Source organism: Shimazuella sp. NTD250, from assembly GCF_059510375.1.
On record NZ_JCAJZS010000001.1, the window covers coordinates 648,876 to 672,150 of the forward strand.

At 41.2% G+C, this 23,275-nt stretch carries 25 protein-coding genes and 2 pseudogenes; 13 read left to right on the forward strand and 14 right to left on the reverse strand.

Annotated features, from left to right (window positions below; genetic code table 11):
- Positions 1–40: 40 nt before the first annotated feature.
- Positions 41–634 (reverse strand): hypothetical protein, encoded by a 594-nt coding sequence (locus AC5WOF_RS03505; RefSeq protein WP_496048550.1) that lies wholly within the window; start codon positions 632–634, stop codon positions 41–43.
- A gap of 306 nt (positions 635–940) precedes the next feature.
- Between AC5WOF_RS03505 and AC5WOF_RS03510 the strand changes: the two genes are divergently transcribed.
- Entirely contained in the window at positions 941–1,753 is an 813-nt protein-coding gene (locus AC5WOF_RS03510; RefSeq protein WP_496048551.1) for a cation efflux transmembrane domain-containing protein, read from the forward strand.
- Between the two features lie 94 nt (positions 1,754–1,847).
- On the opposite strand, the gene AC5WOF_RS03515 is transcribed toward AC5WOF_RS03510, so the two are convergent.
- The 7 genes and pseudogenes from AC5WOF_RS03515 to AC5WOF_RS03545 form a co-directional block, all read right to left on the reverse strand.
- Positions 1,848–2,594 carry a TIGR03943 family putative permease subunit gene (locus AC5WOF_RS03515; protein ID WP_496048552.1) on the reverse strand — a complete coding sequence of 249 codons (747 nt, stop codon included), beginning with the start codon at positions 2,592–2,594 and terminating at the stop codon, positions 1,848–1,850.
- Between the two features lie 12 nt (positions 2,595–2,606).
- The gene (locus AC5WOF_RS03520; protein ID WP_496048553.1) at positions 2,607–3,698 is read right to left on the reverse strand and encodes a permease; all 1,092 of its coding nucleotides are present in this window, start codon (positions 3,696–3,698) and stop codon (positions 2,607–2,609) included.
- A 258-nt stretch (positions 3,699–3,956) separates the two neighbouring features.
- Positions 3,957–4,778: a metal ABC transporter permease gene (locus tag AC5WOF_RS03525; protein ID WP_496048554.1), complete on the reverse strand. Its 822-nt coding sequence runs from the start codon at positions 4,776–4,778 to the stop codon at positions 3,957–3,959.
- 5 nt (positions 4,779–4,783) lie between these two features.
- A complete protein-coding gene (locus tag AC5WOF_RS03530; protein ID WP_496048555.1) occupies positions 4,784–5,668 on the reverse strand; it encodes a metal ABC transporter permease in 885 nt (294 codons plus the stop codon).
- On the reverse strand, positions 5,665–6,501 hold the full coding sequence (locus AC5WOF_RS03535) for a metal ABC transporter ATP-binding protein (RefSeq protein ID WP_496048556.1): 837 nt from the start codon (positions 6,499–6,501) through the stop codon (positions 5,665–5,667). The genes AC5WOF_RS03530 and AC5WOF_RS03535 overlap by 4 nt, the downstream gene beginning before the upstream one ends.
- Positions 6,501–7,475 carry a metal ABC transporter solute-binding protein, Zn/Mn family gene (locus AC5WOF_RS03540; protein WP_496048557.1) on the reverse strand — a complete coding sequence of 325 codons (975 nt, stop codon included), beginning with the start codon at positions 7,473–7,475 and terminating at the stop codon, positions 6,501–6,503. The genes AC5WOF_RS03535 and AC5WOF_RS03540 overlap by 1 nt, the downstream gene beginning before the upstream one ends.
- A gap of 638 nt (positions 7,476–8,113) precedes the next feature.
- Positions 8,114–9,129: pseudogene (locus AC5WOF_RS03545) on the reverse strand (Tn3 family transposase); the annotation flags it as partial.
- A 641-nt stretch (positions 9,130–9,770) separates the two neighbouring features.
- On the opposite strand from AC5WOF_RS03545, the gene AC5WOF_RS03550 reads away from it, so the two are divergent.
- From AC5WOF_RS03550 to AC5WOF_RS03565, 4 genes and pseudogenes are all read left to right on the forward strand, one after another.
- The gene (locus tag AC5WOF_RS03550) at positions 9,771–10,172 is read left to right on the forward strand and encodes an RrF2 family transcriptional regulator (protein ID WP_496048558.1); all 402 of its coding nucleotides are present in this window, start codon (positions 9,771–9,773) and stop codon (positions 10,170–10,172) included.
- Between the two features lie 377 nt (positions 10,173–10,549).
- Entirely contained in the window at positions 10,550–10,864 is a 315-nt protein-coding gene (gene trxA, locus AC5WOF_RS03555) for a thioredoxin (RefSeq protein ID WP_496048559.1), read from the forward strand.
- A 108-nt stretch (positions 10,865–10,972) separates the two neighbouring features.
- Positions 10,973–11,753: pseudogene (locus AC5WOF_RS03560) on the forward strand (NAD(P)/FAD-dependent oxidoreductase).
- A 46-nt stretch (positions 11,754–11,799) separates the two neighbouring features.
- Complete coding sequence (locus AC5WOF_RS03565; protein ID WP_496048560.1) at positions 11,800–12,702, forward strand: NAD(P)/FAD-dependent oxidoreductase; 903 nt, start codon at positions 11,800–11,802, stop codon at positions 12,700–12,702.
- A 288-nt stretch (positions 12,703–12,990) separates the two neighbouring features.
- Here AC5WOF_RS03565 and AC5WOF_RS03570 read toward each other — a convergent pair whose 3' ends face one another.
- Positions 12,991–13,119, reverse strand: a complete 129-nt coding sequence (locus AC5WOF_RS03570; protein ID WP_496048561.1) for a hypothetical protein — start codon at positions 13,117–13,119, stop codon at positions 12,991–12,993.
- Between the two features lie 83 nt (positions 13,120–13,202).
- On the opposite strand from AC5WOF_RS03570, the gene AC5WOF_RS03575 reads away from it, so the two are divergent.
- From AC5WOF_RS03575 to AC5WOF_RS03590, 4 genes are all read left to right on the forward strand, one after another.
- Positions 13,203–14,765: a hypothetical protein gene (locus AC5WOF_RS03575; RefSeq protein WP_496048562.1), complete on the forward strand. Its 1,563-nt coding sequence runs from the start codon at positions 13,203–13,205 to the stop codon at positions 14,763–14,765.
- Between the two features lie 163 nt (positions 14,766–14,928).
- A complete protein-coding gene (locus AC5WOF_RS03580) occupies positions 14,929–15,474 on the forward strand; it encodes a hypothetical protein (protein WP_496048563.1) in 546 nt (181 codons plus the stop codon).
- Between the two features lie 214 nt (positions 15,475–15,688).
- Positions 15,689–17,242 (forward strand): hypothetical protein, encoded by a 1,554-nt coding sequence (locus tag AC5WOF_RS03585; protein ID WP_496048564.1) that lies wholly within the window; start codon positions 15,689–15,691, stop codon positions 17,240–17,242.
- A gap of 402 nt (positions 17,243–17,644) precedes the next feature.
- Positions 17,645–18,175: a hypothetical protein gene (locus AC5WOF_RS03590; protein ID WP_496048565.1), complete on the forward strand. Its 531-nt coding sequence runs from the start codon at positions 17,645–17,647 to the stop codon at positions 18,173–18,175.
- A gap of 122 nt (positions 18,176–18,297) precedes the next feature.
- On the opposite strand, the gene AC5WOF_RS03595 is transcribed toward AC5WOF_RS03590, so the two are convergent.
- Together AC5WOF_RS03595 and tpx are read right to left on the reverse strand one after the other, a co-directional pair.
- Positions 18,298–19,104, reverse strand: coding sequence for an ATP-binding cassette domain-containing protein (locus tag AC5WOF_RS03595; RefSeq protein ID WP_496048566.1), 807 nt, complete (start codon positions 19,102–19,104; stop codon positions 18,298–18,300).
- Positions 19,105–19,430: 326 nt separating this feature from the next.
- On the reverse strand, positions 19,431–19,952 hold the full coding sequence (gene tpx, locus AC5WOF_RS03600) for a thiol peroxidase (RefSeq protein ID WP_496048567.1): 522 nt from the start codon (positions 19,950–19,952) through the stop codon (positions 19,431–19,433).
- 128 nt (positions 19,953–20,080) lie between these two features.
- On the opposite strand from tpx, the gene AC5WOF_RS03605 reads away from it, so the two are divergent.
- Positions 20,081–20,422: an iron-sulfur cluster biosynthesis family protein gene (locus AC5WOF_RS03605; protein ID WP_496048568.1), complete on the forward strand. Its 342-nt coding sequence runs from the start codon at positions 20,081–20,083 to the stop codon at positions 20,420–20,422.
- Entirely contained in the window at positions 20,415–20,987 is a 573-nt protein-coding gene (locus AC5WOF_RS03610; protein ID WP_496048569.1) for a YdcF family protein, read from the forward strand. The genes AC5WOF_RS03605 and AC5WOF_RS03610 overlap by 8 nt, the downstream gene beginning before the upstream one ends.
- Here the strand turns inward: AC5WOF_RS03610 and AC5WOF_RS03615 are convergent.
- On the reverse strand, positions 20,961–21,344 hold the full coding sequence (locus AC5WOF_RS03615; protein WP_496048570.1) for a DUF309 domain-containing protein: 384 nt from the start codon (positions 21,342–21,344) through the stop codon (positions 20,961–20,963). The two genes, AC5WOF_RS03610 and AC5WOF_RS03615, sit on opposite strands and share 27 nt — an antisense overlap.
- 35 nt (positions 21,345–21,379) lie before the next feature.
- Between AC5WOF_RS03615 and AC5WOF_RS03620 the strand changes: the two genes are divergently transcribed.
- Positions 21,380–21,598 (forward strand): DUF1128 family protein, encoded by a 219-nt coding sequence (locus AC5WOF_RS03620; protein WP_496048571.1) that lies wholly within the window; start codon positions 21,380–21,382, stop codon positions 21,596–21,598.
- On the opposite strand, the gene AC5WOF_RS03625 is transcribed toward AC5WOF_RS03620, so the two are convergent.
- Positions 21,586–21,978 (reverse strand): acyl-CoA thioesterase, encoded by a 393-nt coding sequence (locus tag AC5WOF_RS03625; RefSeq protein ID WP_496048572.1) that lies wholly within the window; start codon positions 21,976–21,978, stop codon positions 21,586–21,588. The two genes, AC5WOF_RS03620 and AC5WOF_RS03625, sit on opposite strands and share 13 nt — an antisense overlap.
- Before the next feature lie 198 nt (positions 21,979–22,176).
- Here AC5WOF_RS03625 and AC5WOF_RS03630 point away from each other — a divergent pair, with 198 nt between their 5' ends.
- Positions 22,177–22,449 (forward strand): hypothetical protein, encoded by a 273-nt coding sequence (locus tag AC5WOF_RS03630; RefSeq protein ID WP_496048573.1) that lies wholly within the window; start codon positions 22,177–22,179, stop codon positions 22,447–22,449.
- A gap of 2 nt (positions 22,450–22,451) precedes the next feature.
- Here the strand turns inward: AC5WOF_RS03630 and AC5WOF_RS03635 are convergent, their stop codons facing one another.
- Positions 22,452–23,030, reverse strand: coding sequence for a carbohydrate-binding protein (locus tag AC5WOF_RS03635; protein WP_496048574.1), 579 nt, complete (start codon positions 23,028–23,030; stop codon positions 22,452–22,454).
- Between the last annotated feature and the right edge of the window lie 245 nt (positions 23,031–23,275).

A 23,275-nucleotide genomic window follows, 5' to 3' on the forward strand; every position in this document is an offset into this window, starting at 1 on the left:
TAGAGCTACTTTGTGTCTGGATAATGAACGGAGAACTATATTAGTGATGCATCTGCTGCATGTGCATATGATCAGGAGTGTTCATTTCGTTAGGGAGAGAGGGTTGGAAATAAATTGCTAACATAAGGAGGAAGATAAAACCAATCAGGCTCGTTAGTAATATGCGTTTATAGTAGGGATGAAAAAGGGGTCGTTCTTTTCCATCAGAGGAATTCGAAACTTCTTTTCGAATCAGGATAATCATGAGGATACAACTTAGGACAAATACAATAGTAAGATAAGCAAGTGTGATAATAGGAGATTCATTTAGAATCATAACACCAAGCATTGCTCCCATCATCCCACCCATAACACCTGCCAGCAACCCATCTAAAGAAGCAATCAAATTGATAGGTTTTCCACTACAATATCCTACTACCATCCCAATAAATATAGCAATTTCCGTTGATACAAACATCTTCCCTATGAGTAGCCCAAGAATTGTCCCTAGAAGTAAACTAGATAACATCCCTATGCCCATGGAAATCATCATACCAGTCATAAGTGTTAAAGACTTTTTGTATCGATGGGTGAGAATAATTACATAAGTGGTAAATCCAATTAAAGTCAGGAGTCCAAGGTAGATAACGTACAATTCGTAGTCCACTCCTTCATTTATGAATTTTCACTTTCTTCTCTCTCTGAACTCTACATACAGTCAATAACATTATATAAATATTAATTATTTTAAAAAATAGCTCTAATTAGTCATTTACTAAGAATGAATAATTTTTATCTCAGCTACAAGAAACAACATATAAATAGTAATAATACCGTTTATCAAATAGATATTACAGCTTTTTATCTCTTATAAATAATAATTATTCCTATTTACTATTTAGTTGGTTTATATTAAACTAACGAAGGATGAGTTGTTTCCCGAGTACATGAGGAGTAAATCGTGGCACACCAGCACATGCATGTCGCAAAGAACCGAATGACATTGAAAATCATCCTAGTCATCGGTTTGTTTGCAGCAGTCACACAGTTCGTTGGCGGATTCTTCTTCGGATCACTCTCCGTCCTCAGTGACGGATTTCACGTGGTACTAGACAATATCGGTAACATGTTCCGTTTTTGTGCTCTGAGCATTCCTCTAGTGGTACCACTTCTTTCCCAGTGGAAGAGTACACGAAACCAAGAGACAGAGACATTTAAAAGTCAAGTCTTGGGAACGTTGCTGGAAAAATTGAAGCAGATGGATGTAGACAAGAGCATGATCCATGCGAAACGCTTCAATGCGATGATGCTACCTGTAACAGGTACTCTTCTCTGCATTTCTGGCGTAAATCGGATGTTTCATCCATATTCGATTCATGCTGAAAACTCAACATGGATTGCTGCTGTTGGGTTGGGATGCAACTTGCTTCAAATTGCTGTACTCCAAGTTCTGGAGGTTAGGGAGGACATGAGAGATGTATTTCTCCATAGCCTTGGTGACACCCTCCACTCAATTTGTGCCTTGATGGCGATGGGGGTTATCTGGTGGAAGGGCAACGATTACTGGTTCGCTGACCCAATTTTGACTATTTGGCTGGGATGGAAAATGTGCAAGTGGGGAAGCTCACTACTGGAAGAGATGACTCCGCTCGATACAAAGAAACTCTTTCCCAATCAACATGTATGGAAGATCGGGAGTCTCGTCATCGCCCTACACAAGAAACATTCTGAATGTAGCCATCATGAGAAAAGCCGCGAGGACCATCATCACTAAAATTTGCTGCATCATATGACAGCAAAAAGCCCCCACCTAAGCCATTGGTGGGGGCACCTAATTAATAGTTTATCTGCATCTAATAGATCCAGCTCTATGAAAAGTATACATACGGATCTTTCGGAGCCGCAATCGTTTGTATCTTGCTTTGGACGATTATCGGATCAATCGTTCCATCTTGTCCTACAACGGTTTTTAGCTTACCTGTTACCTCCACCCATTTATTCTCCGGTAATCGTTTGTGGTGCTCCAAGTTTACGAGATATCCTACTACCTCCGCATCAGCCACGCAACAAACAATCAAATATCGTCCTGCTACAAATTGGTCTTTCCCAGTAGTATCATCCCGATAGACAAATCCTTTCACACGAATCTGTTTCCCGGAAAGTTCTTTGGGATGAATTTGGATGGTCGTTAGAACATCCCCATAGTTATGATCGGTAATAACAATTGTTTTTTGTTTCTTTAAAATGTCATATTCTGCTGCAGATGGATCGTCTTCTGGACTTATTTCCTTGTTTTGCTGCGAATTTGGTTGCGAGTAATGCACTCCTTTCTTATTGGCAACACTTGCATCCAGCACTTTTGGTGGTACAAAAAGAAACATAAAGATCGGAAATAGCACGACCAAATAACTAAAAAAGCCAAGGCGATGCAATTCCTTTCCTTTGAGCTGCCAGATCTGTACTAGACTAAGAACCAGCAAAACAAAAATACTAAATCCAACAAAGCTTTTCATTCTTGGAGCAACCAATAAATCTATTTGTCCTGTTCGAAGGAAGCCAATTAAAACGAAAGCTAGTCCCATACAAATGGAAATCCGGATCAATCCCCGTACCATATAAAAGCCCCCTTACATAGTCGCTAGAATAGAACTAAAAGTAATAAGTGTTGTACCGAAGAAAAAGAATGCTACGACACGAGGACGAAAACTGCCTACCATCATACTGATATTTTTCAAATCTACCATTGGACCAAATACAAGAAAGGCCACAATGGATGAAGTAGGTAAGATATTTCGAAAGGAAGCAGCAATAAAAGCATCTGCCGATGAACAAACAGAAATACCAAAGGCAATACTCATCACCAAAAGCATCGTTATCCAGTCTGCCGTGCTAAGGTGTGAAATACCCGATACACCAATAAAAGTTTGAAAAAGAGCAGCAATCATCGCACCCAGGACAAAATATTTCCCTGTCCCAATAAACTCAAATACGCCATGATAAAGCGCATGGACTACATTGTTATCTTGCTCATGGTGTTTATGTTTATGTTCATGTGTATGTTCGTGGTGGTGATGCTCTTGATGTCCATGGTCATGATCATGATCACAGCAATCCGTATTGGATTGGCTTAACCCTGTTTTTAAAATGGCATCTGCCGATTTCTTACCATAGAAAAAGAAGAAGAGAATACCCATCAGTATGGCAATACCTGCAGCAAATAAAACACGTATATAAACCATTTGCCAATTGTCCCCAAAAGCTAAGTAGGTAGAAAAAATGGTAACTGGGTTGATCACAGGTGTCGCTAGCAGAAACGTAAACGCAACATAGGCTGGAAACCCTTTTTGGATGAGACGTTTGGCAACTGGTACGATTCCACATTCACAGATGGGTAAAACCAGACCCAAGCATGCGACCATTGGGATACAAAGAAACGGATTTCGTGGCAAGATACGCCACACCATCTCTTCCTTTACATACACATGAATAAAACTAGAAACAAGAATGCCTAGCAAGATAAATGGTAAGCCTTCTACAAAAATACTAAAAAAGATCGTGGAAAAATTCCGTACATTCTCTCCCTGAAGAAACTGTAATCCTTTTGTGATATCAAAAATAGAGCTGAGCCAAGTAACCCCATTTACTGTAAACAGAATAACAGCCAGTAACACTATTAGTCCTGTAAACTCTATATACATACTACGGAATAAACGAAGCATTACAATCTCCCCTTCTTGCTTATCGATTATCAAAGACTACTAATCAGTATATGTAAGAATCAAAAAAATAGAGGTGATTTTATCATCTCTTTCCTATTATTCTCAAAAAAAAGAATCTACCTTGTTAGAGGTTAAGTTGTGAACAACCAACACCTAGAGGTAGATTCTTTTTCAATATACTATATTCGAATATAACACAGCTTAAGCTTATGCATTCATAAAAAATTGCACAATCCTTCGAACAGTGTGTGGATGAAATCAAGAATTTTTATGTTTAAGCTTTGCAGTAATTCGAGTAATACAATAAAGCATAGCTGAAATAGTCGCTACAAAGAACCCAGTAGGCCAGCCTGTATCATATGCAAGGGAAAGTGCTAGCCATACAGTAAAAATAGAGATCATTATAGATAGTCCAAGACTACGAAGTGGATGATGTGTTATATACTGTGTTGTTGCAGCAGGACCAATCATTAGACTAAAGGATAATAGTGCACCAACCATTGGAACGGTAACAGCTGTGGTAATTCCAACGACTACTAAAAACACTATTTCCAAAAATCTCACACGAATTCCGCGGGCTTTTGCTCCTTCTTGGAGGATAGACGCATACAGCAGTGGACGATAAAAAAAACTCAAAATACCGATACAAATAACTCCAAGGATAGCTATTTGAAGTATTTCCGAGCTACTTACCCCAACCAGTTGACCAAATAATAGCGCATAGGCTCCAGTTGCATAGTTATCGGTAAGAACCAAAAACAGAGATCCAGTTCCAAGAGCTACAACTAAGGTTAGAGCAGTGACCACATCATGGCGACCGCGTTGGCTAAGCCATCCAATGCTAAGTGCCCCACCCATGGCAAATATTACTAATCCGAAAAGTGGATTGACTCCAAGCATAACTGCACCTGAAGCGCCAGCAAATCCAATTTTCGGCAAAGCATGTGCTACAAAAGTTGAACCTCTCAAAATCACGAAAAAACCAACTGAAGCAGCAAGGATGGCAACAATGGTACCACTGAGGAATGCATTCACCATAAAACTTTGAGAAAACATACCTAGCTGAAAGATATTAAACATAAAGTTCACCTTTTGGTCACCACCCGAGTAAGGTTTTGCTGAGGCCAAAACCGGGATGCTAGGTAAAAAATCAGGATGAGAACCGAGGTGAAGAAACTTACTGGCCATCCACGACCCGAAGGAGGCCATTCGTAACTGTTGTAGGCCAAAATAATTCCTAACCAAGTCGCGATAATTCCAATACAAGCAGCCAAAACCAATGCCAATCCGATTTTAGAAGTTAACCGAACAGCAGTAGCAGCAGGACCAATCAGTAATGCAGTGCTAAGAAGGGCTCCAAGTACCAATGCACCATCTTCCACAGCAACTGCCAACAGCATTATAAAAACCAATCCAACCAAGCGTACTGGAACACCGCGAGTACGAGCAATTTCTGGGTTTATCGAACACAGAACCAAGGGACGATAGATAACTCCTAATAAAACAATTGTTGCTAGAGCAATCCCTATAACAATGGGAGTCATCGTCTGGTCCATGGCAAAAATAGACCCAAATAATACGAGCATGGATACAGTAGCATTATTAGAACTAATCGTAGCAAAATAGAGAAAGAGAGCACCGAGACCCATCACAAACGAAAGGATAATCCCGGTAGCAACATCACGACTACGGTTGGCCCGTTCTCCTAATAATTCAACACCAGCACCTGCTAGCAATCCAAATGAAATAAAACCATACCAGATGTTAAGACCAATCAAGATTGCACCTGATGCACCAGTTGCTCCCATGTCAGTTAAAGTGTGACCGATAAATGACTGACCTCGAATAACAACAAATACACCAATCATCCCTGATACAGCGGCAACAAAAGTCCCAACCCATAAAGCATTCATTACTTGGCTGTTTTCAAAAAATCCGGGAGCAAAGATGATAGGAAGGAATCCCCTCACTGGATCATCACTTCCTCACCGTTACAGTGTGATCCTTCTACCAAGTCCACAACATCCAAATCAGTTCCTTGTCCTCCAACCACAAGGATACGTCCACGGACACGTAATACTTCCACATCGTATCCATAAAGTCCACTTAACACGTCACTCTGGATAACATCCTCTACTTTTCCCATCACGGCATGTCCTTTTGCTAGATACAACACCTTGTCCATGCTCGAAAGCAATGGATTCATATCATGTGCGACCATCAGCACAGCAATTCCCTTTTCTTTCCCAATGCGCGATACCAATCGAACTACTTCATTTGCACTACGAATATCCAGATTGGAGAGAGGCTCATCGAGCAACAGCATTTTCGGTTCGGTTAAAAGCGATTGAGCGATTAGTAAACGTTGCTGCTCTCCACCAGAAAGTCGTCCAACTGGAGTATCTGCAAAGGAGAGTGCATCTACAGCTGCAAGTACTTCTTCGATTCGTTGATTACGTTTACGACTAGGGAGTGGAATTCCCCAGCGATGTCCGTCGAATCCTAGACCGACAAGGTCTCTGCCCCGTAAGGGAGTGTTTGGATCAAGATGAATTTTTTGAGGTACATAACCGATTGCACGATTCCCGTGACGTACTGGTTTTCCGACAACTTGGACGTTACCTTCAGAAGGGGGAAGAAGTCCAAGGATGATGCGTAGGAGAGTTGTTTTCCCAGCTCCGTTTGGGCCAATTAAACCAATAAATTCCCCAGCTTTTATTTGAACATGGATGTCGTCTAAAACTTTACGATTGCCAAATCGAACACCAATATGATTTAGCTCTAATACGGTCTCCTTACTCATTAGGAAATCGTCTCCGTTGATGTACCGTTTTGTATCGCATTCTGCAAAGCTCTCGTTTCCGCTTCCATCCATGTTTGATAGGTGTGATTAGATGGCATGGTTTCATACACTCCGACCACAGGAATATGGTTATCTTTTGCTAGTTTTAAGAGTGCCTTCGTTACATTGTCCACTGCTTGTTGATTATAGATTAGTACTTTCACTTGATGATTCTTCAGTAAATCATTTTGCTTTTGAACTACTTGTGGTGATGGATCAACACCATTCATTCCCGCAGCTTGATAAGCCCATGGCGTTTTTACAACTAACCCAGCTTCATCTAACAGGTAATTACCTACGGGTTCTGTTACCGCCACTGGAGCGTTCGGAGAAGATTTTTTTAGATTAGCAAGGGACTGATTCCAAGCTTGAAGGGAGCTATTGAACCTTTGTAAATTCGCTTGAAAGTACTTTGCCTCTGCTGGTTTTTGTTTGGATAGATTGTCTGCAACCAACTTTGCTACACGTGACATGGTATCTGGTTTGTACCATAAGTGTGGATTCATAGTGTTTTTCCCATATCCCAAAGACGTTGCTACGTCGATAACCTTTCGTTTATCGTTCGGCGTAGCAGATTCCAGTTTATCCATAAAATCATCGTAACCAAGTCCGTTTTTGATTACTAATGTTGCACTACTGATGACACTAGCATCTTTGGTATTTGCTTCATAGGTATGGGGGTCAGTACTAGGATTACTCATAATACTCAATACAGAAACATACTTTCCACCAATCTGTTTCGCTACGTCACCATACTCATTTTCCGCAGCAACTACTTGGATCACATTTGGATTTGAAACATTTCCTTGCGCTCCAATACTACAACCACTGATTCCTAACACCAACATTCCAATAGCAATCCCACTAGTGAAAAATTTTCGATAATTGATGGTTAGCCCACCAGACTTTCCGTTTTTCAGATTCTTTCTTTTCACTTTCCAGCCCCCTAGAAAAGATTACTATTCTATATTCAAAGGTAATTATACCAGAGCCTTATTTAGATGTAAATCGTAATATTTACGATTTACATCTAAATAAGGCTCTGTAATTAAATAGAACTTCATTTGTTATTTCACCTGCAAATTTTATCTTTAAGGGGAGTAATTAATATCCAAATTCATATGGTCAGAGAAATAATATATACGTAGTTATTACGATTTATAATGAAAAAATGATAGTTTCTCCCCCAAAAAATGATGTTAAAAAAATTTTGATATTTATGTATTCCATATCTTTTGTTTGATATAATAAAAGAAAATCATTTTCTTTTGATAAGAGGTGATTGATGTGCGCTATTGTAATGATCCTGATTGCAAACACTAAAATCTCGAATGGTAATATCACTTTTATGAATAAAACAGCCCCATAGAGGCTGTCATCACTATAATCCGAATGATGGGAATTTTAAAAACCCGTTATTCGGGTTTTTTGTTCACAACTGTAAAGCACCTACATATCTAAAAACAAAAAAGAATAGATATAGACATAGGGTGTTTTTGCACAACGCCTCGAAAAGGTGGAATAAGAAATCCCCCTCCTAATATTTAGAAATTCAGAGGGGATTTTGCTATGATTACTCTATTTCCGATATGGCCTTTGATTGGTTCAAATCGTGAATGATTGCATCCATGTCAACAAAATCCTGTTGTTTGTTAAACTCATATCGCCCGTAAAGGTTCACATGCTGCCATGCAACGGGAGAAATTTGTTTCAACACATCCGAATCTTGACCATGACTCTCTCTATAGGTAAGCATGTTTGATAGGATGCTGGCATTATAATAAATAATACAATTGGCGAGTAAGCTACTACACTCTCCCCATATTTGTTGATCATTTTCGTTTTTAAAACGTAACTTCCCAAAGTTCGCATAGGATACCGCTTTGTGTAATTTATGATAACTTTCTCCTCGATTCAATGCCTTGTACACATTGCGACGTAAGGGAGGAGAATCAATATAATTCAAGAAATAAAGACTTTTGATGATGTTATCATACTCCCACAAACCACTTTTGGTTTTGTTTTTTCGTGCATAAGAACTCAGCTTCCCAATAATAATGCTCTGTGTGGTGGATTTCACTGCAAGGGATAGCATAATACGCTGAATATTTTCCCATTCTTCGATAATGAGCTTTATATTAATCTTTCGAACAGGCTTAATCAACATATCCCCATATTGGCTAGGATGCTTAAATCCGTACAAGGAGGAACCAACTTTATCATGAAAATCCTTGTAACGTGGTGCAAACTGATAACCAAAAAAGTGGAGAATAGCAAAATTCACTTCATTGGTTCCATGTGTGTCCGTAGAATGTATATCTGGCTGGATATCCATGGTGTTGTTGTATAGGATATCGAAAACATAATGACTTTCATGCTCATTTGCACCAATAATTCGAGCATTCACGGGAACGTGATTGGCTACCATATTGTAGGAAACAATCCCTTTCCCAAGGCCAAAGTACTTAGGAGAATGACGAGAATTGATGGTATGGAGACGAGTCTCTTTTTTTTGTCCATCACTACTAGAAGAAGAGACTCATCGATGTTGTAATGTTTAAAAATGGGCAGTTTCGCCGTGGCATTAGTGGTTTGATGCCTTCCCTCGAAGGGTCAGTTGGTTGCGGTCGGCTTGAAGATGAGTTCACCCGTCGCATTGTTGATCAGGTAACCTGATCGCTGCCCGGGTTTGCAGCTTCCGGCAAGGCTTTAAGGATCTTGTTGGCGCCAGATTCGGAAGCCTCTGGAGTATTTTCCACACTCATGATGTCCCCTTTCAGGGATGGTGGGGTCAGCTTTACTGGCTATAACAATTATAATATGAATCCTCGCAAAAAAATCTTCTACCACACTGGGAAAGAATAGCGTGTTTTTTCGTTTTGGGGGCTTTTTCTGTCAATAGCTTGATGGCTATGTACGGGGACCCATTTTATAAAGGAATGTATCCATGGGGTAATTGGTATGCCAATCCGTCAAAGAGAACCTCCGTAAGTAGGATAAATGGGGAGTATTACTTTAATCTCGACGAAGTAAGAGTTCAAGTTATGGTTTGATTTACGAGGCAAATCCGTTAGTTTTGTATTTCATAGAGGGAATTGTCATGTATTTAAAGTTCCGTCAAATCGATGCAAAACATTGCCCTTACACAGTTGATTACAGACACTTGCATCTTATACAAAATAAAGTTATCATGGATTCGTGAAGTCTTTATTTTTTGATGGAGGAGCACTATGAAATATTCGCAAGCAACCGATTATGCACTTCACTCGATGTTCTATTTGGTGGCAACAGCGCCGGACAATCCGGTAAGCGTGCAACAACTGGCCGAGAAACTAGGCGTTTCCCAAACATATCTGTCTAAAATGCTGACCAAGCTAGTTAAGGCTGGACTCATCCAGTCTATGTCCGGCGCGAACGGAGGGTACCGACTTCGACGCAATTGGGAAGACATCTCGTTCCTGGACGTTATCCGCGCAATTGAAGGAACCGCTTCGCTGTTCGAGTGCTGCCTTGATCACGGCAGCGAATGCTTGATTCAACAAGTCGTCACCGAAGCAGAACACCAAATGGAGCAGTATCTGAAAAACAAAAAAATTCATGAACTGGCCGGGCAATTCAAGGGAATGGATTAATCGATCGGTTTTTTCGACTATTTGTAGATATTATATAACTATAATATAGATTAATAAACATGATACATGTGAAGGATTTTATTGGACGATTGGGATTTTGCCATTATCGGTGGAGGCCGGCGGAACTCAATGCTGTCCCAAGCAATTCCTTATAGGTTCCCCGTCGCGCATAGACAAAATTCCCCGCGGAAATCGAAAGTGGCCTGTGAAGGAGGTGAGTAGGATGGAAGGACAACAATATAGCACTGCCGATAGTTCCAGACATTGGAATAAATGAAAACAGGGCCTTAAACTTCAACAGATGAACAGTTGAAATCTCATGTGTAATTAAAGATATAATATATCTCTAGTATATTTAATTCGAAAGGATGATCACGATGGCTATTCAACACGCGAAAGATTCTACTTTTAAAGAGATGGTGCAAAACAAAGGTATAACAGTAGTGAATTTTTGGGCTCCTTGGTGTGGTCCATGCAGAATGTTTGCACCCGTTTTAGAGGAGTTTGAAAAGGAAGCAAACGATTCCATTAAAGTAATTAAAGTTAATGTAGACGAAAATCCGGTAACCTCTTCACAATTTCAGATTATGAGCATACCGGCAACCATTATATTTAAAGATGGAAAGCCCCTATATAAAGAATTAGGCATATTGCCGAAAGGTGCACTGCAGCAGCTTGTTTCCTCCAAATAAATCAACACACAAAAGCCGACAGGTATCGCTTTAGCAAGTATAGCATCTGCTTTCTCCAAAAAAATAGTGCGGCAAGTGAATGGGCTTGAAAAACGCTAGGAGGCAACAATCGTCATTGGAACAGGTTCTGCGGGACTAACCGCTGCTATTTATTTTGCACTAACTTAAATCCTTAGGTGATCGAAGGTCCCGAACCGGGTGGCCAATTGACCACCACAACAGAAATCGAAAATTTTCCGGGCTTTCCAGAGGGAATAACAGGGTCTGAACTGATGCACAATATGCGCATGCAGGCGAAACGCATTGGCGCTGAATTTCGTACAGGAAGGTTGACAGTATAGATCTGAGGAAACGACCTTTCACGCTGTCAGTCGAAGTACAGGTACTTTAGAAACGGAAACAGTGATCATTTCTACCGGTTTCCGCAAGGCTGTTCGGCATTACGAACGAGAAGGAAAACATCGGACGGGGCGTAAGTACATGCGCGACCTGTGATGGCTTTTTTCCCGTGGCAAGAAGATTATCGTTATGGGTGGCGGGGACTCTGCTATGGAAGAAGCCCATTTCTTAACTAAATTTGCAACAGAAGTTCGCTTAGTACATCGTCGGGACAAGTTACGCGCTTAATGGTGAAAAATAATGAGAACAGTCAGGAAGAGATTATCGAAACAGACGCTATTTTTGTAGCGATTGACCATACGCCGAATACAGGTTTTCATAAGGGTCAAATTGATACGATGAGTATGGCTACATTATTGTAAAGCCAGGATCTTCTGAGACGAATATTCCGGGTGTCTTTGCTTGCGGCTATGTTCAAGATCACAAATATCGTCAAGCGATTACAGCGGCGAGCAGTGGATGTATGGTTGCGTTAGATTGGAAACCTTAATGAAAACATCATTTTTATTGGGTAACATGTTAAGGGGGAGATCCTTTTGAGTTATGATTGTGCCATTATCGGCGGAGGCCCAGCAGGACTAAATGCGGCTCTGGTACTTGGGCGGGCCAGGCGCAGTGTTGCGTTATTTGATAACAGCCAGCCCCGAAATGCGGTTACACATGCCTCCCATGGATTTATTACAAGAGACGGTGTGACACCAGCCGAATTCAGGCGTATTGCATATGAGGAGGTTCAGGGGTATCCCTCCGTAGAACTTTTACCTTGGGAAGTAACCGAGATTCACCGAACCGACAACAGGTTCGTCGTCGTGACGTCAACCGGAAGACTGATTGAAGCACGCAAATTGCTGATCACCACAGGACTTCGGGAGGTTTTTCCGGACATTCCTGGTTTGCGTGAATGTTATGGAACAAGTTTGTTTAATTGTCCCTACTGCGATGGTTGGGAGCTTCGAGATCAGCCGCTAATTGTTGTTTCCGAGAACTCTGGAGTGTTTCATATGGCCAAGTTGCTCTATACCTGGAGTAAAGATCTTGTGATTTGCACGAATGGGCATGTTGTTCTGGACACCACTCAAAAACATCTGCTGAAATCCAGAAACATCGAAGTGGTTGAACAAGCAGTAGCTATGTTTATCGGGCATGAGGGGAAATTGCGGGAGGTGGAATTTGCGGATGGCACGCGAATCGAAAGAACGGGAGGATTCGTTACACCGGAATGGAAACCAAAGGCGTCTTTTCAGGGATCGCTCGGTTATGAGATGAATGAGTTTGGCGGTATCGTAACGAATGAGTGGGGCAAAAGCACGGTTCCAGGTGTGTATGCTGCCGGGGATGCTGCTTACGTAATGCCTTCCCAGTTGATTTATGCTGCAGCAGACGGAAGCAAAGCGGCAATTGGCATCAATATGGAAATGACAGAAGAAGATTTCGTTTAACTCTAAATGGAAAGGTCCTTCTCTTTGGGAAAAGTTCTTTGAGAGAAGAGCATTTTTTCAAAGGTGATAATTGGGGCGGAGGTAGCGAAGTCCGATTTTGCCGCCATATGTCCAATAAATGGGAAATTCAGATTACACGTTCATACTCACCCTGTGCCTCTGCAATAGCAAGCTTCGAATATACTTCAAGGGATTGACGACTTGCATGTCCTGAATAAGGTTGAATAAGCGCATTGTCAATCCCTTATTTTTTTAGCCATGTTAGCAAGAGTGGAGAAATAGGTTGTTCTATACCACCTGATCTGAATATTTTTTTAGGATCTTTCGAACACCACGATCCGAATATTTTTTCTTCCAAGAAAACTCAAATAAATAAGTAGACTCTATCAGACATAAAATAACAAATGCTGTTAGCATTTTGTATCACTCCTTATTCCACCTTTTCGAGGCGTTGTGCAAAAACACCCATGTTGTAGGTTTCCTCATCCAAGGAGAACAAAATGCTTCGACTCCCTCCCGTTCACATCGATCTGGCCATCATGTCATTGGCTGCCACAGAAAAGAAAACACGGAGCCAAGCATGGAGGACAATGATCGGTACTTGGGTACTTCTTGCAGGCTACGGATGGGCAACAGATGGATTTGTGCCATTCCTGCATATCGCGACTCACTTCCTGACAGGAGATCTGGCAACCGTTCGATCCTATCGTATGGCCGCTGAAGCAACGATTATCGCTACAACAGTTGTCATGATGGTTCTTACTGTGATCGCTGTTGTTCTTGCAATTTCTAAATTGCATCCCTCCAATGCAGATGAGGACCCAAACAATACCCGTATTAGAAAACGACAATTGGGTGAAAATTTGGGTTACTTGTTTGGAGAGGAACTCATTTTCCGGCTTTTCTTCTTGGGTATCCTAACAAAAATTCCAGAACTAGATGGAGATCTCGCTTTCTATCTACTCGTTCTAGTAGGAAACGGCATATTTGCTGTCATCCACTGGAAGACTTTTGATGAAAAAAGTCTCCAGCTGCCTCTGATCACCAAGTTGCTGCTAGTTCTCCCTCAGTTCGTAGGCGGTCTTTTCCAGACCATGATCTATGTGTCCCACGGGTTCTTCGCAACCCTCCTAACACATTTCATCTACGATACAGTGATGTTCTCTGCCTATCGTGCTAATACATCACTTACGTTGTGGGGATTTAGAGTACTTTACTGGTACCACTTGATGTGGCTGAGCGGGGGATTGTTTTGTTTCTTGGTGTGGAGTGATCACTCCATTTGGGAAACATGGCAACTACTCACGTTCCAGTCGGGTATAGTGGAAAGGGAAGATTGGAGCGACAATTTCATTGCAGCTGTCCTTCTTCTCTCTTTCTACTCCCTGTTGCTGGATGTACTTCAGTATGACCACGAAAAAGAAAGAACACGAAAGCTGGAGAAGCGCTCCTTGCTCCTTTATGGCGCTTTTCTATTTCTTTCTTATCCAGTATTGATTGGGATGGAAATATTCCTTCCAGGCAACTTTGAAATCAAGGCAATGGGAGTTGCCATCTTGCTGGTTTCACAAGATCAGACAAAAAGCTCGTGCGGTGTGGCTCGTCTGATCTGGAAGAGCTTGCTGATCGCCCAGCTAATGACTCTCATGCATGCTCTGAATATTGTAGCGATGTTTAGTCTCATCGCTCTCTTTCTGATTTACCAAGCGGGAACGCGGTTTATCATGTACTGCATGTACTACTACCCCGTTCGCTATGTGGTATATCTCCACAAGATCAAATATTGGCTCTTTTTGAAGGGCAGAAAAGATGTTGCACTTGAGGACCTAAATGATCACATGATTCATACCTACTCAAGGTTAAAAGTACTTCATCAACGATTCTCCTTTGACCCTTCATCCGTAATCCAAGAATTTCAAGAAATGCAAACTCCTTTGCTTTCTTGTGTAGAGAAAATCTTGGAAGAGAAGGATCTCTCACCTGAGGAACGAGACTTGTATGGAAGTCTCACCTATTTCAGTACGACAATTGCACAGAGAAACATAAACAAAAAACAAAAGTAAAAATTGGCGGCCATATTCAAATATGGTCGCCACGAATTTCTAGGTAGTTTGCAACAAAACAATTAACAGAATAATCAAACTGTGATAGAATGACAATGAACCTGCTTAGTCCACTTCCTACATAGGGTAGGGAGGATCATACTAAGTAGTAGAAGGGTCATTCATGATCAGAAACGTCAAGCTCCCTCTCAGTCTTGGTGTCCTCTCCCTCAAGTGGAAGAGGGGCAGCCTAGACGGAAGCACCTGCGTCGACGTCGCCAAGATCGGACCCGACCTCGTCATCATCCGCGACTCCAAGGACAAGGACAGCAACCAGCTTCCCATCCTCGTGTCCGAGCTGTCCTACATCTGTGGGCAGGTTCTGAACAGGGAGCTGACCGAAACAACCGAAGGGTTCCGGTCTCACACGCTCGTACTGGTGAAGATCCATTCCAGGAAGGGCAAGCCGGAATACAAGATGTACCTCGAAGGTGATGAGGACTACTACCTCCTCTTCACTCAAGAGGAGATCGCGGCGTTCTGTGACGGTGTACACAAGGCCAAGTTCTACGAACTCACGGCCGGCGCCACCTACACCGCCACTGTCGATGAGGCAATCGCCCGGCTCTACGCCAACATCGACAGCGGAACGTTCAAGGATGTTGAGGAGATCACTCCTCTCCTCAACTGGCTTCAGAAGAACCAGAAGCATCTCCTCGCTGTCTCGTAGCCAAAAACAAAAAGAAAAGGGCTGCTAGCAGCAACATAGTCCCCCTCGGATGAATGAGACTCATCCGAGGGGGACGCTGCTTTTATATAGCTATGAAGTAAACAACCCACCTTCGATCAAATACATTTACAACCTTTTGTATTTTGCACAACTATTATGTCTTTTATAAATAATGATATAATAAGGGAAAATAGATCTACCCTAAAGGAGTGCCATGCTTCGACTACCTCCCATTCCCATTCACCATGCCATCATGTCCCTGGCTACGACAAAAAAGAAAAAACAAAAGCCAGCATGGAGCACGTTGATTGGGACATGGGGACTAATCGCGATTTTCGCTTGGACAACGAATGGATTCGGCCTTCTTTTCCCTATCATGACCCATTTCCTAACAGGCGAACTAGCTGAGGTGCGGTCTTATGATACAACATCAACAGCTCCAATCATTGCTGCTTCGGTAGTAGTCTTGGTGCTTACGATTATCATTATTGTTGCGTTTTTGTCTAAGTTGGTTCCGTCGGATTCTGACGAAGATTTGAACGCAACTGGTCAACCTACACGGCGTTTTGCAGTATGTGTGAGTTATATGTTTGGAGAAGAACTCGTTTTTCGGCTGCCTTTGTGGCTACTGCGAAAAATTCCAGCTCTAGACAGCGAGCTTGCTTTCTATCTCCTGATTCTAGCTGGAATCATCGTATTTGCTGTCGTTCACTGGCGGACTTTCAGTGAAGAAGATCGCAAATTGCCTGTAAGACTCAAGCTTCTCTTGGTTCTGCCACAGTTTATTGGCGGACTGTTCTACTCCATGATGTATGTGTCCCACGGGTTCTTCACAGCCCTGCTGACACATTTCATCTACGATACGGTGATGTTCTCTGCTTATAACCGTCTGTATCGATTCAGAGTACTCTACTTGTACCACTTTATGTGGCTGATTGGGGGATTGTTCTGTTTTTTGGTATGGAGCGATCACTCTATTGGGGAAACATGGCGACTGCTTACGTTTCAATTCGATGTACTGGACAGAAAGGGTTGGACTGACGATCTCACTATGGCAATCCTTCTCCTTTCTTTCTGCTCCCTATTGCTGGACGTGCTTCAATACGACCATGAAAAAGAAAGAACACGAAAGCTCGAGAAGCGCACTTTGCTTCTCTATGGCGTTTTTCTATCTCTTTCTTATCCAGCATTGCTCGGGTTGGAAAAATTGCTTCCAGGTCACTTTGAAATCAAGGCAATAGGGTGCGCCATTTTGCTGGTCTCACAAGATAAGACAAAAAGCTCCTGTGGTGTTGCTCGTCTGATCTGGAAGAGCTTGCTTATCTCCCAGCTGTTCACCATCATGCATGGAACAAACATCGTTGGCATGTTCACTCTTATCACACTCTTTCTGCTCTACCAGGCTGGAGTGCGGTTTATGATGTACGGCATGCATTTCTTCCCCATTCGCTATATGGTGTTTGGAGCAAAAATAAGCTACTGGCTCCGATTGAAGGGAAAAGAGGATGTTGCCATTGAGGATGTAGACTTCCACATGATGAATACCCTTGTCAAGTTGGATTCTCTGAAACGACGGTTTCCCTCAGACCCTTCATCCGTAATTCAAGAATATGAAGAAATGCAAACACTTTTGCTATCCTGTGTAGAAAAAGTGTTGAGAGAAGAGGAACTTACGGATGAAGAACGAGATCTGTATACAAGTCTCAGCTTCATGAGTACAACCTACCTGCTGAGAAACCTAGACAAAATAACAAAAAAACAGAAGTAATAATCGGCGGCCATGTTCCCATATGGCCGCCGCGAATTTTTGGGGAAATTTGATGCAAGAACAATAAAACCAATTACCTAGGAACAAATCTGCTTAGATAACTTCGGCGCTCTCCTCTACAAAGTTTATCCCCCAAGATTGGACAGCTCTCATCCACATTCCAAAATTTCACACTATTAATTTTCTAATCACTATTGTCATCATCTATATATTTATAAGTATATGCATTGTATTTTAAATAATTTATCAATTATTCAGAATATGATATAATGATTCCAAATCCACTTAACCAACACCTTACACAAGGTAGGATGATAGTGTTAGGTGGTAGAAGGGTAATTCGTGAGGAGTTTGAGGCTCAACCTCTCCCTCAACATCTTGGTGGGGAGGGTCACTCGCAGTTTGAATGGCCAAACGTGCTACACAGGCGCCCAGCTCTCCGACCACGGCAACATGGTCGCAGTGGAAGACAGCAAGACCGGGGGACGTGGAACCGCGCTGCTCTTCTTGAAGTGGGACCTCTTCCACTTCCAGCAGAAGGTCCGTGAACTCCTGAAGGGAAAGAACCCGAAGAAGCTCACACCGGATACGCTGTCCGATCTGATCGCCGACCTGAAGGACACCTCCGGCAACCACGTGTTGGAGCAAGTACTGCACGGGTCTCTCTATCAGGTGCACCACCGCCTGGACTCCCGGCGTCGCCTTCAGTTCACCTTCGAAGAGGTGCTTGTCCTCCTCGAAGGGTTCGTCAAGGACACCTACGACGAACACACCAAGTACGACGGTGTGGTCACCGACTACGCCGCCACCTTCGAGCAGGAGCTCGACTACCTCCTCAAGAACTGGAGGGAGATCGAGAACCCCGAGGAGGTCGAGAACATCCTCGCTCAGATCAACGAGGGAGAGTTCAAACGTCTGACTCTCGCCGCCTGAGCGAAATGCTGCCGGACAAAAAGAAAACATAGATTGAAGGCAGCATGAAATGCCCCTCTCGGATAATGTAACATCTTTCCGAGGGGGGCGACTGCATTTTTATTTCTCATGATGTAATACTTTCACTGTTCTTGTATTTTCAAGTCAGAAAACGTTTGCATGGCTCTGTACCAATCTTCGACTGTTCCCTTTTTAACACTTGCAGTGAGATATTTCTTTCTCCCCAATCTCCGACATGAACCCTTTTCCAATAAAATCAAATCATCTGCACACTCGGCGAATGCTAAATTGCTCGTGCTGATCAAAATGATCCGATCTTTTGGTTGATTGGTGATTTCTTGCCATAAGATATGTTTACCTATTGGGTCCAAGCCTTTTGTCGGTTCATCTAACAATAAGATCGTAGGGGATTTAACGAAGCATTCAGCCAAGTAATAACGCTTAAGAACAGGCCCAATTAATTTTGTAACACTTGTTTTTCTCCAGCCTGCTAAGCCCCACTTGGCAATGCACTCTGCTGTATACTTTTTCGGAGAGGCCACCCGACGAACCTGTGCAAAATAGAGCAAGGTTTCTTCTACTGTTTCGTCATAACGAAGTGCTGGTACGGATGGCAGATAGGCTATCTTATCCCGCCAATCACTTAAACTAGTAGAATCACTGGCTACGACACTACCTCGTGACCAAATAAAACGATCTCCTTCTTTTGAACCATAAGTGATTCTCCCATCATCTGGTAAAACCGTAGCTGCTGTAAGTCTTAGTAGAGTTGATTTTCCCGCGCCTTCTGGTCCTAATATCACTGTAACACCTGCGCGTACTGTCGCAGAAAAATCTAATAAACCGATCGTACTTTTTTGTTCTCCTGCTTTGTTTCTATTGTTATTTGTATTATACTTTTTTGTAATATGAGACCATTCAATCCACAAAGAAAACTCCCATCCTTTCTATTAGAAGTCTTGTTAGTTTAATTGTTGAGCCGATTAAAAAACAACTTTTTTACTCTTTTAAAAATTATATCTAGATGGTAAATAATTCTATCTGGAAATATCTTATCATATAGAATGGAAAATAAAAGGTGAGATTACTAAAAAACACACATTTGTAAATTTTGTATATTTGCCCTTCATTTACCAATCAATAATTTTATTATGTTTATTCTGATAATTTTATGGAAAATAATTTCAACTAACTAAAAATTGATAAAAAAAACGACCCCATACAATATCATTGAAGTCGTTTTTTATTACCATTATTAAGCTTGATTTGCTTTTTTTGCAGCTTCCACTGGTGCTTCATAGTTTGGATGATTGGTAGCTTCTGAGCAATATTCCACATACACTACTTTATCATTTTTATCGATTACAAATACAGCACGAGTGAGAAGACGAAGGTCTTTAATCACAACACCAAAAGCTGTCCCAAAAGAAAGATCACGATGGTCAGATACGGTTTGCACTTGATCGATCCCAGCTGCTCCGCACCAACGTTTTTGAGCAAATGGAAGATCCACGCTGACTGTCAATACTTTTACATTGTCTAATTTGCTAGCTTCTTCGTTGAAACGACGAGTTTGGGCATCACATACACCTGTGTCCAATGAAGGAACAACACTAATAATACGTACTTGCCCTTTGCTATCTTCTAATGTTACAGGAGATAGATCATTTGCAAGCACAGTAAAGGAAGGAGCTTGATCTCCTACTTTGATTTCTGGTCCTACTAAAGTTTTCGCAGCGCCTTTAAAGGTAATAGCTGCTTCGCGTTCGATTGCCATTGGTTTGCCCTCCTACATATGTATCTAAGTTCAATGAACTTAAGTTTATAGCTATGATTACAATTTTTAGTTTACCATATCCTATGCAATAGTGATATTAAGGTTTAAAATAAACAGTGGTGATAATGATGGAAATTAAATTAACAGAATTAGCTGCGACAAAACTACGACTATTATTATTTCAAGAAACGATTGATATACCCCTTGCCATCCGCATTGTGCTGCTCACTTCCGGATGCAATACACCATCGTTTGGTTTAGAAGTGATCGAACAAAAACCTGAATACCAAAAAACCAAAGTTCGAAATATCCCTTTTGTCTGGTATCCTGATGATGAACAATGGTTACACGGCATATCGATTGATATGAACCGAGAAAACGGAAAGTTTATTATCGATCATCCTGATCCTTCTCAGCTAACCAATTGCCCAATGGTACCTCAAGGGGTGGACGAACATCAAAATGAATAAAAGCTTATGGTTTATATTGGGCTGTCTCCTGTTTTTGTGTCTCTCGATCATATACCAATATATAAAAGTATCCTTTTATGACAACCAATACCCTGATAACAAGAAACGCGATGCTGCGATTGTACTGGGAGCCTCTCTTTGGCATAATAAACCTTCTCCTGCACTAAGAGAAAGATTAAATGCTGCTCTTAAACTATATCGAATGGGGAAAATAGATTATTTTATCTTATCTGGTGGATTAGGTGATGATGAACAGCAATCAGAGGCAAATGCGATGAGAACCTATTTACTCGAGCATCGTGTACCTGTTGATAAGATGATTTTAGAAGATAAATCCCGTAACACAAAAGAAAACTTACAAAATACAAAGGCTTTATTGAACGGTATTCCTATTCATTCGCTTTACCTCGTCACACATGACTACCATATGTATCGAGCATTAATCTATGCGAAGCAAGCTAATCTTGAGGTTTCCCCTGCACCAGCACACTCCACTGTATTATTTGGCCCGTATCATAAACTACGGGAATGCCTAGCACTATGGAAACTTTACTTGTTCAACTAACTCAATCAATTTTGGGTCCCAAATTTCAATCCATATCTCTTCGGGTATCTTTTTGCGATCTGCTGTCAACTCATTTAAGTAAACAGTTGCATCCGTGATCACTTTATCTACTTTTATCCCAAGCCAGCTAGCTGGATATAAGGATAACTTGGGAATAGCAGACTGCATCAGTTTGATCGCTCCTGCACGATTCCCATTTTTCATGTGGTAACAGGAAACTGCTACTTGAAGCAATCCTTGGTAGAAAGGCTCTCGTCCTTCTTCTAACCACAAATCTTCAAGTAAATCGTGACACTCATAATAGTCTCTCAAGACGTTAAAGGTGTACAAAAATATGATATACTGACGGTCATACATAGCAATAATTCCCCAAACAAAAAGGATGAGAACTTTTGAATACCAATAAGAACTTAGAAACACTGATCCTAGAGATCAAAAGTCAATTAAATGTGGTAAATGCTGCCTTGATCCAGCCGGAAGATTATTCGGAAGCTAATTATGATGATATCTTTGAGTTATATGAGTATGTAAGCAAGAAACAAGGGAAACTGACCTTGATGGAAATCGAAGGCGTTTTGGAAGAACTTCGCTCCCTTCGTCAATCAAAATAACGCCTGAGCAATTCTGGAAGTGGTTTGCTCTTTCGATTTTTCAAATCGATCGTTACACTGATGACTTCTGCATCAGCGACCACTTCTCCTTTTTCATTATGAATCTCTTGGAAAAAGACAAAACTACTATTTCCACAGCGCAACGGCCTTGTTTTAATCATCAGTTTTTCACCAAGGGTGGCTTCTTTCCGATATTGGATATGAATACTAACCGTCACCGTGCCTATTCCCATCTGAGTAAATTCATCAAAAGGCAGTTTTGCTTGGTTATACCACTCTTCTCTGCCCCACTCCATATACTCCAAATACTTGGCATTATTCACGTGCCCCATCACATCGATCTCTGTGGATCGCACCTCAATCGGTAAACATACTTGCATCCTATAACCCCCCTTTTTAAGTTTATAAACAATTTGTGCTACTTTGCAAGCGTTTTCCCGCAAAAAATTACCAGAAGGAATGGAAAGAATAATGGTTATCCATTATTCTAGAAAAGAAAATATGATTTGTTCCTCTTGACCCGAACAAATATTTGGTTATAATAAGAGTAACAGAACTTTTGTTCGGGAGGTTTTGCCATGAATCGTCTTTTATTAGAATCCAATCAAACTACTTCATTACCAGCTGTTCCTTATATCACGATGGAAAACGACCTTATGTACAAATTAGAAACTGCGTTTACAAAAGAAAAACCACTCCTCATTTTGTTTCAAACCCCTTTTGGTGATCATCAATTCAGTGGATATATTACAGAAATTTCCTTCCATGATAAATGGATTGGAATCGAAAATGGAGTGTTGGCGAAGCGAATTTTTATGGATCAAATTTTATTAGTGGTAGAATGGAGTTAATCTCATTCTCCCACTTCATCCCATGAACCCCCAAGCAAAACATTATTTTCATCAGGCGGAGAGTTCTTGTTTGTCTCATTGGCTTGATATTCTTTATCCTTATACATCACCCGCTCCCCTGCTTGATATGTTTTATTTTCATGCCACTCGGGATAGATTTGAGACGGAATGTTTTTTGCTCGATTTTCTTTCGGTTTTACTGGGAATACAGTTATTTTTTCTGTTACAACTTGGCTAGATGCTGGTGCAACTTCTTCTTGTTTGTCCATGCTTTGATACGCTGTAGGGGGCATTGTTTTTTTATCTCTTGTTTGTATTGGCTTATTTGTTTTTTCTTTTATGATCGTAAAATCTGCATTTTCAGATTGAAGAGGAAGGGCTTGATGGTCATTTATCACATGCATAGTACCTTCTTTGACTGGGACTGGAAAAATAACTGAGTAAGCTACAAATACGATCATACTCAATCCCACTGAAAATAGCATCATTCGATATCTCCTGATTTTGGCAAGCTTTTCTACTGCTGCTTTTCTGGCGAATTTCTCCAAACGACTTTCTAGCATTCGCTTCTCTCTAACCACAAATTTTCCTTCTTTCCAATTACTTTCCAATTTTCATTATACCGAATATTTCGGATAAAGAAAGGAGGAAAATGGAAGCAAATTTCTAAGTTTTTCTTTCCTGGTTCTATATTCGTCTATTGAACTGGACAATATACTATATATCAGCAAATCCTTTGACTTGAAGGGATTGTTATCATTCTTTATTTGAGTCCACATCACAATTGAAAAATTGGGAGATTCATTGCAAAACGCTATTCTTCCTA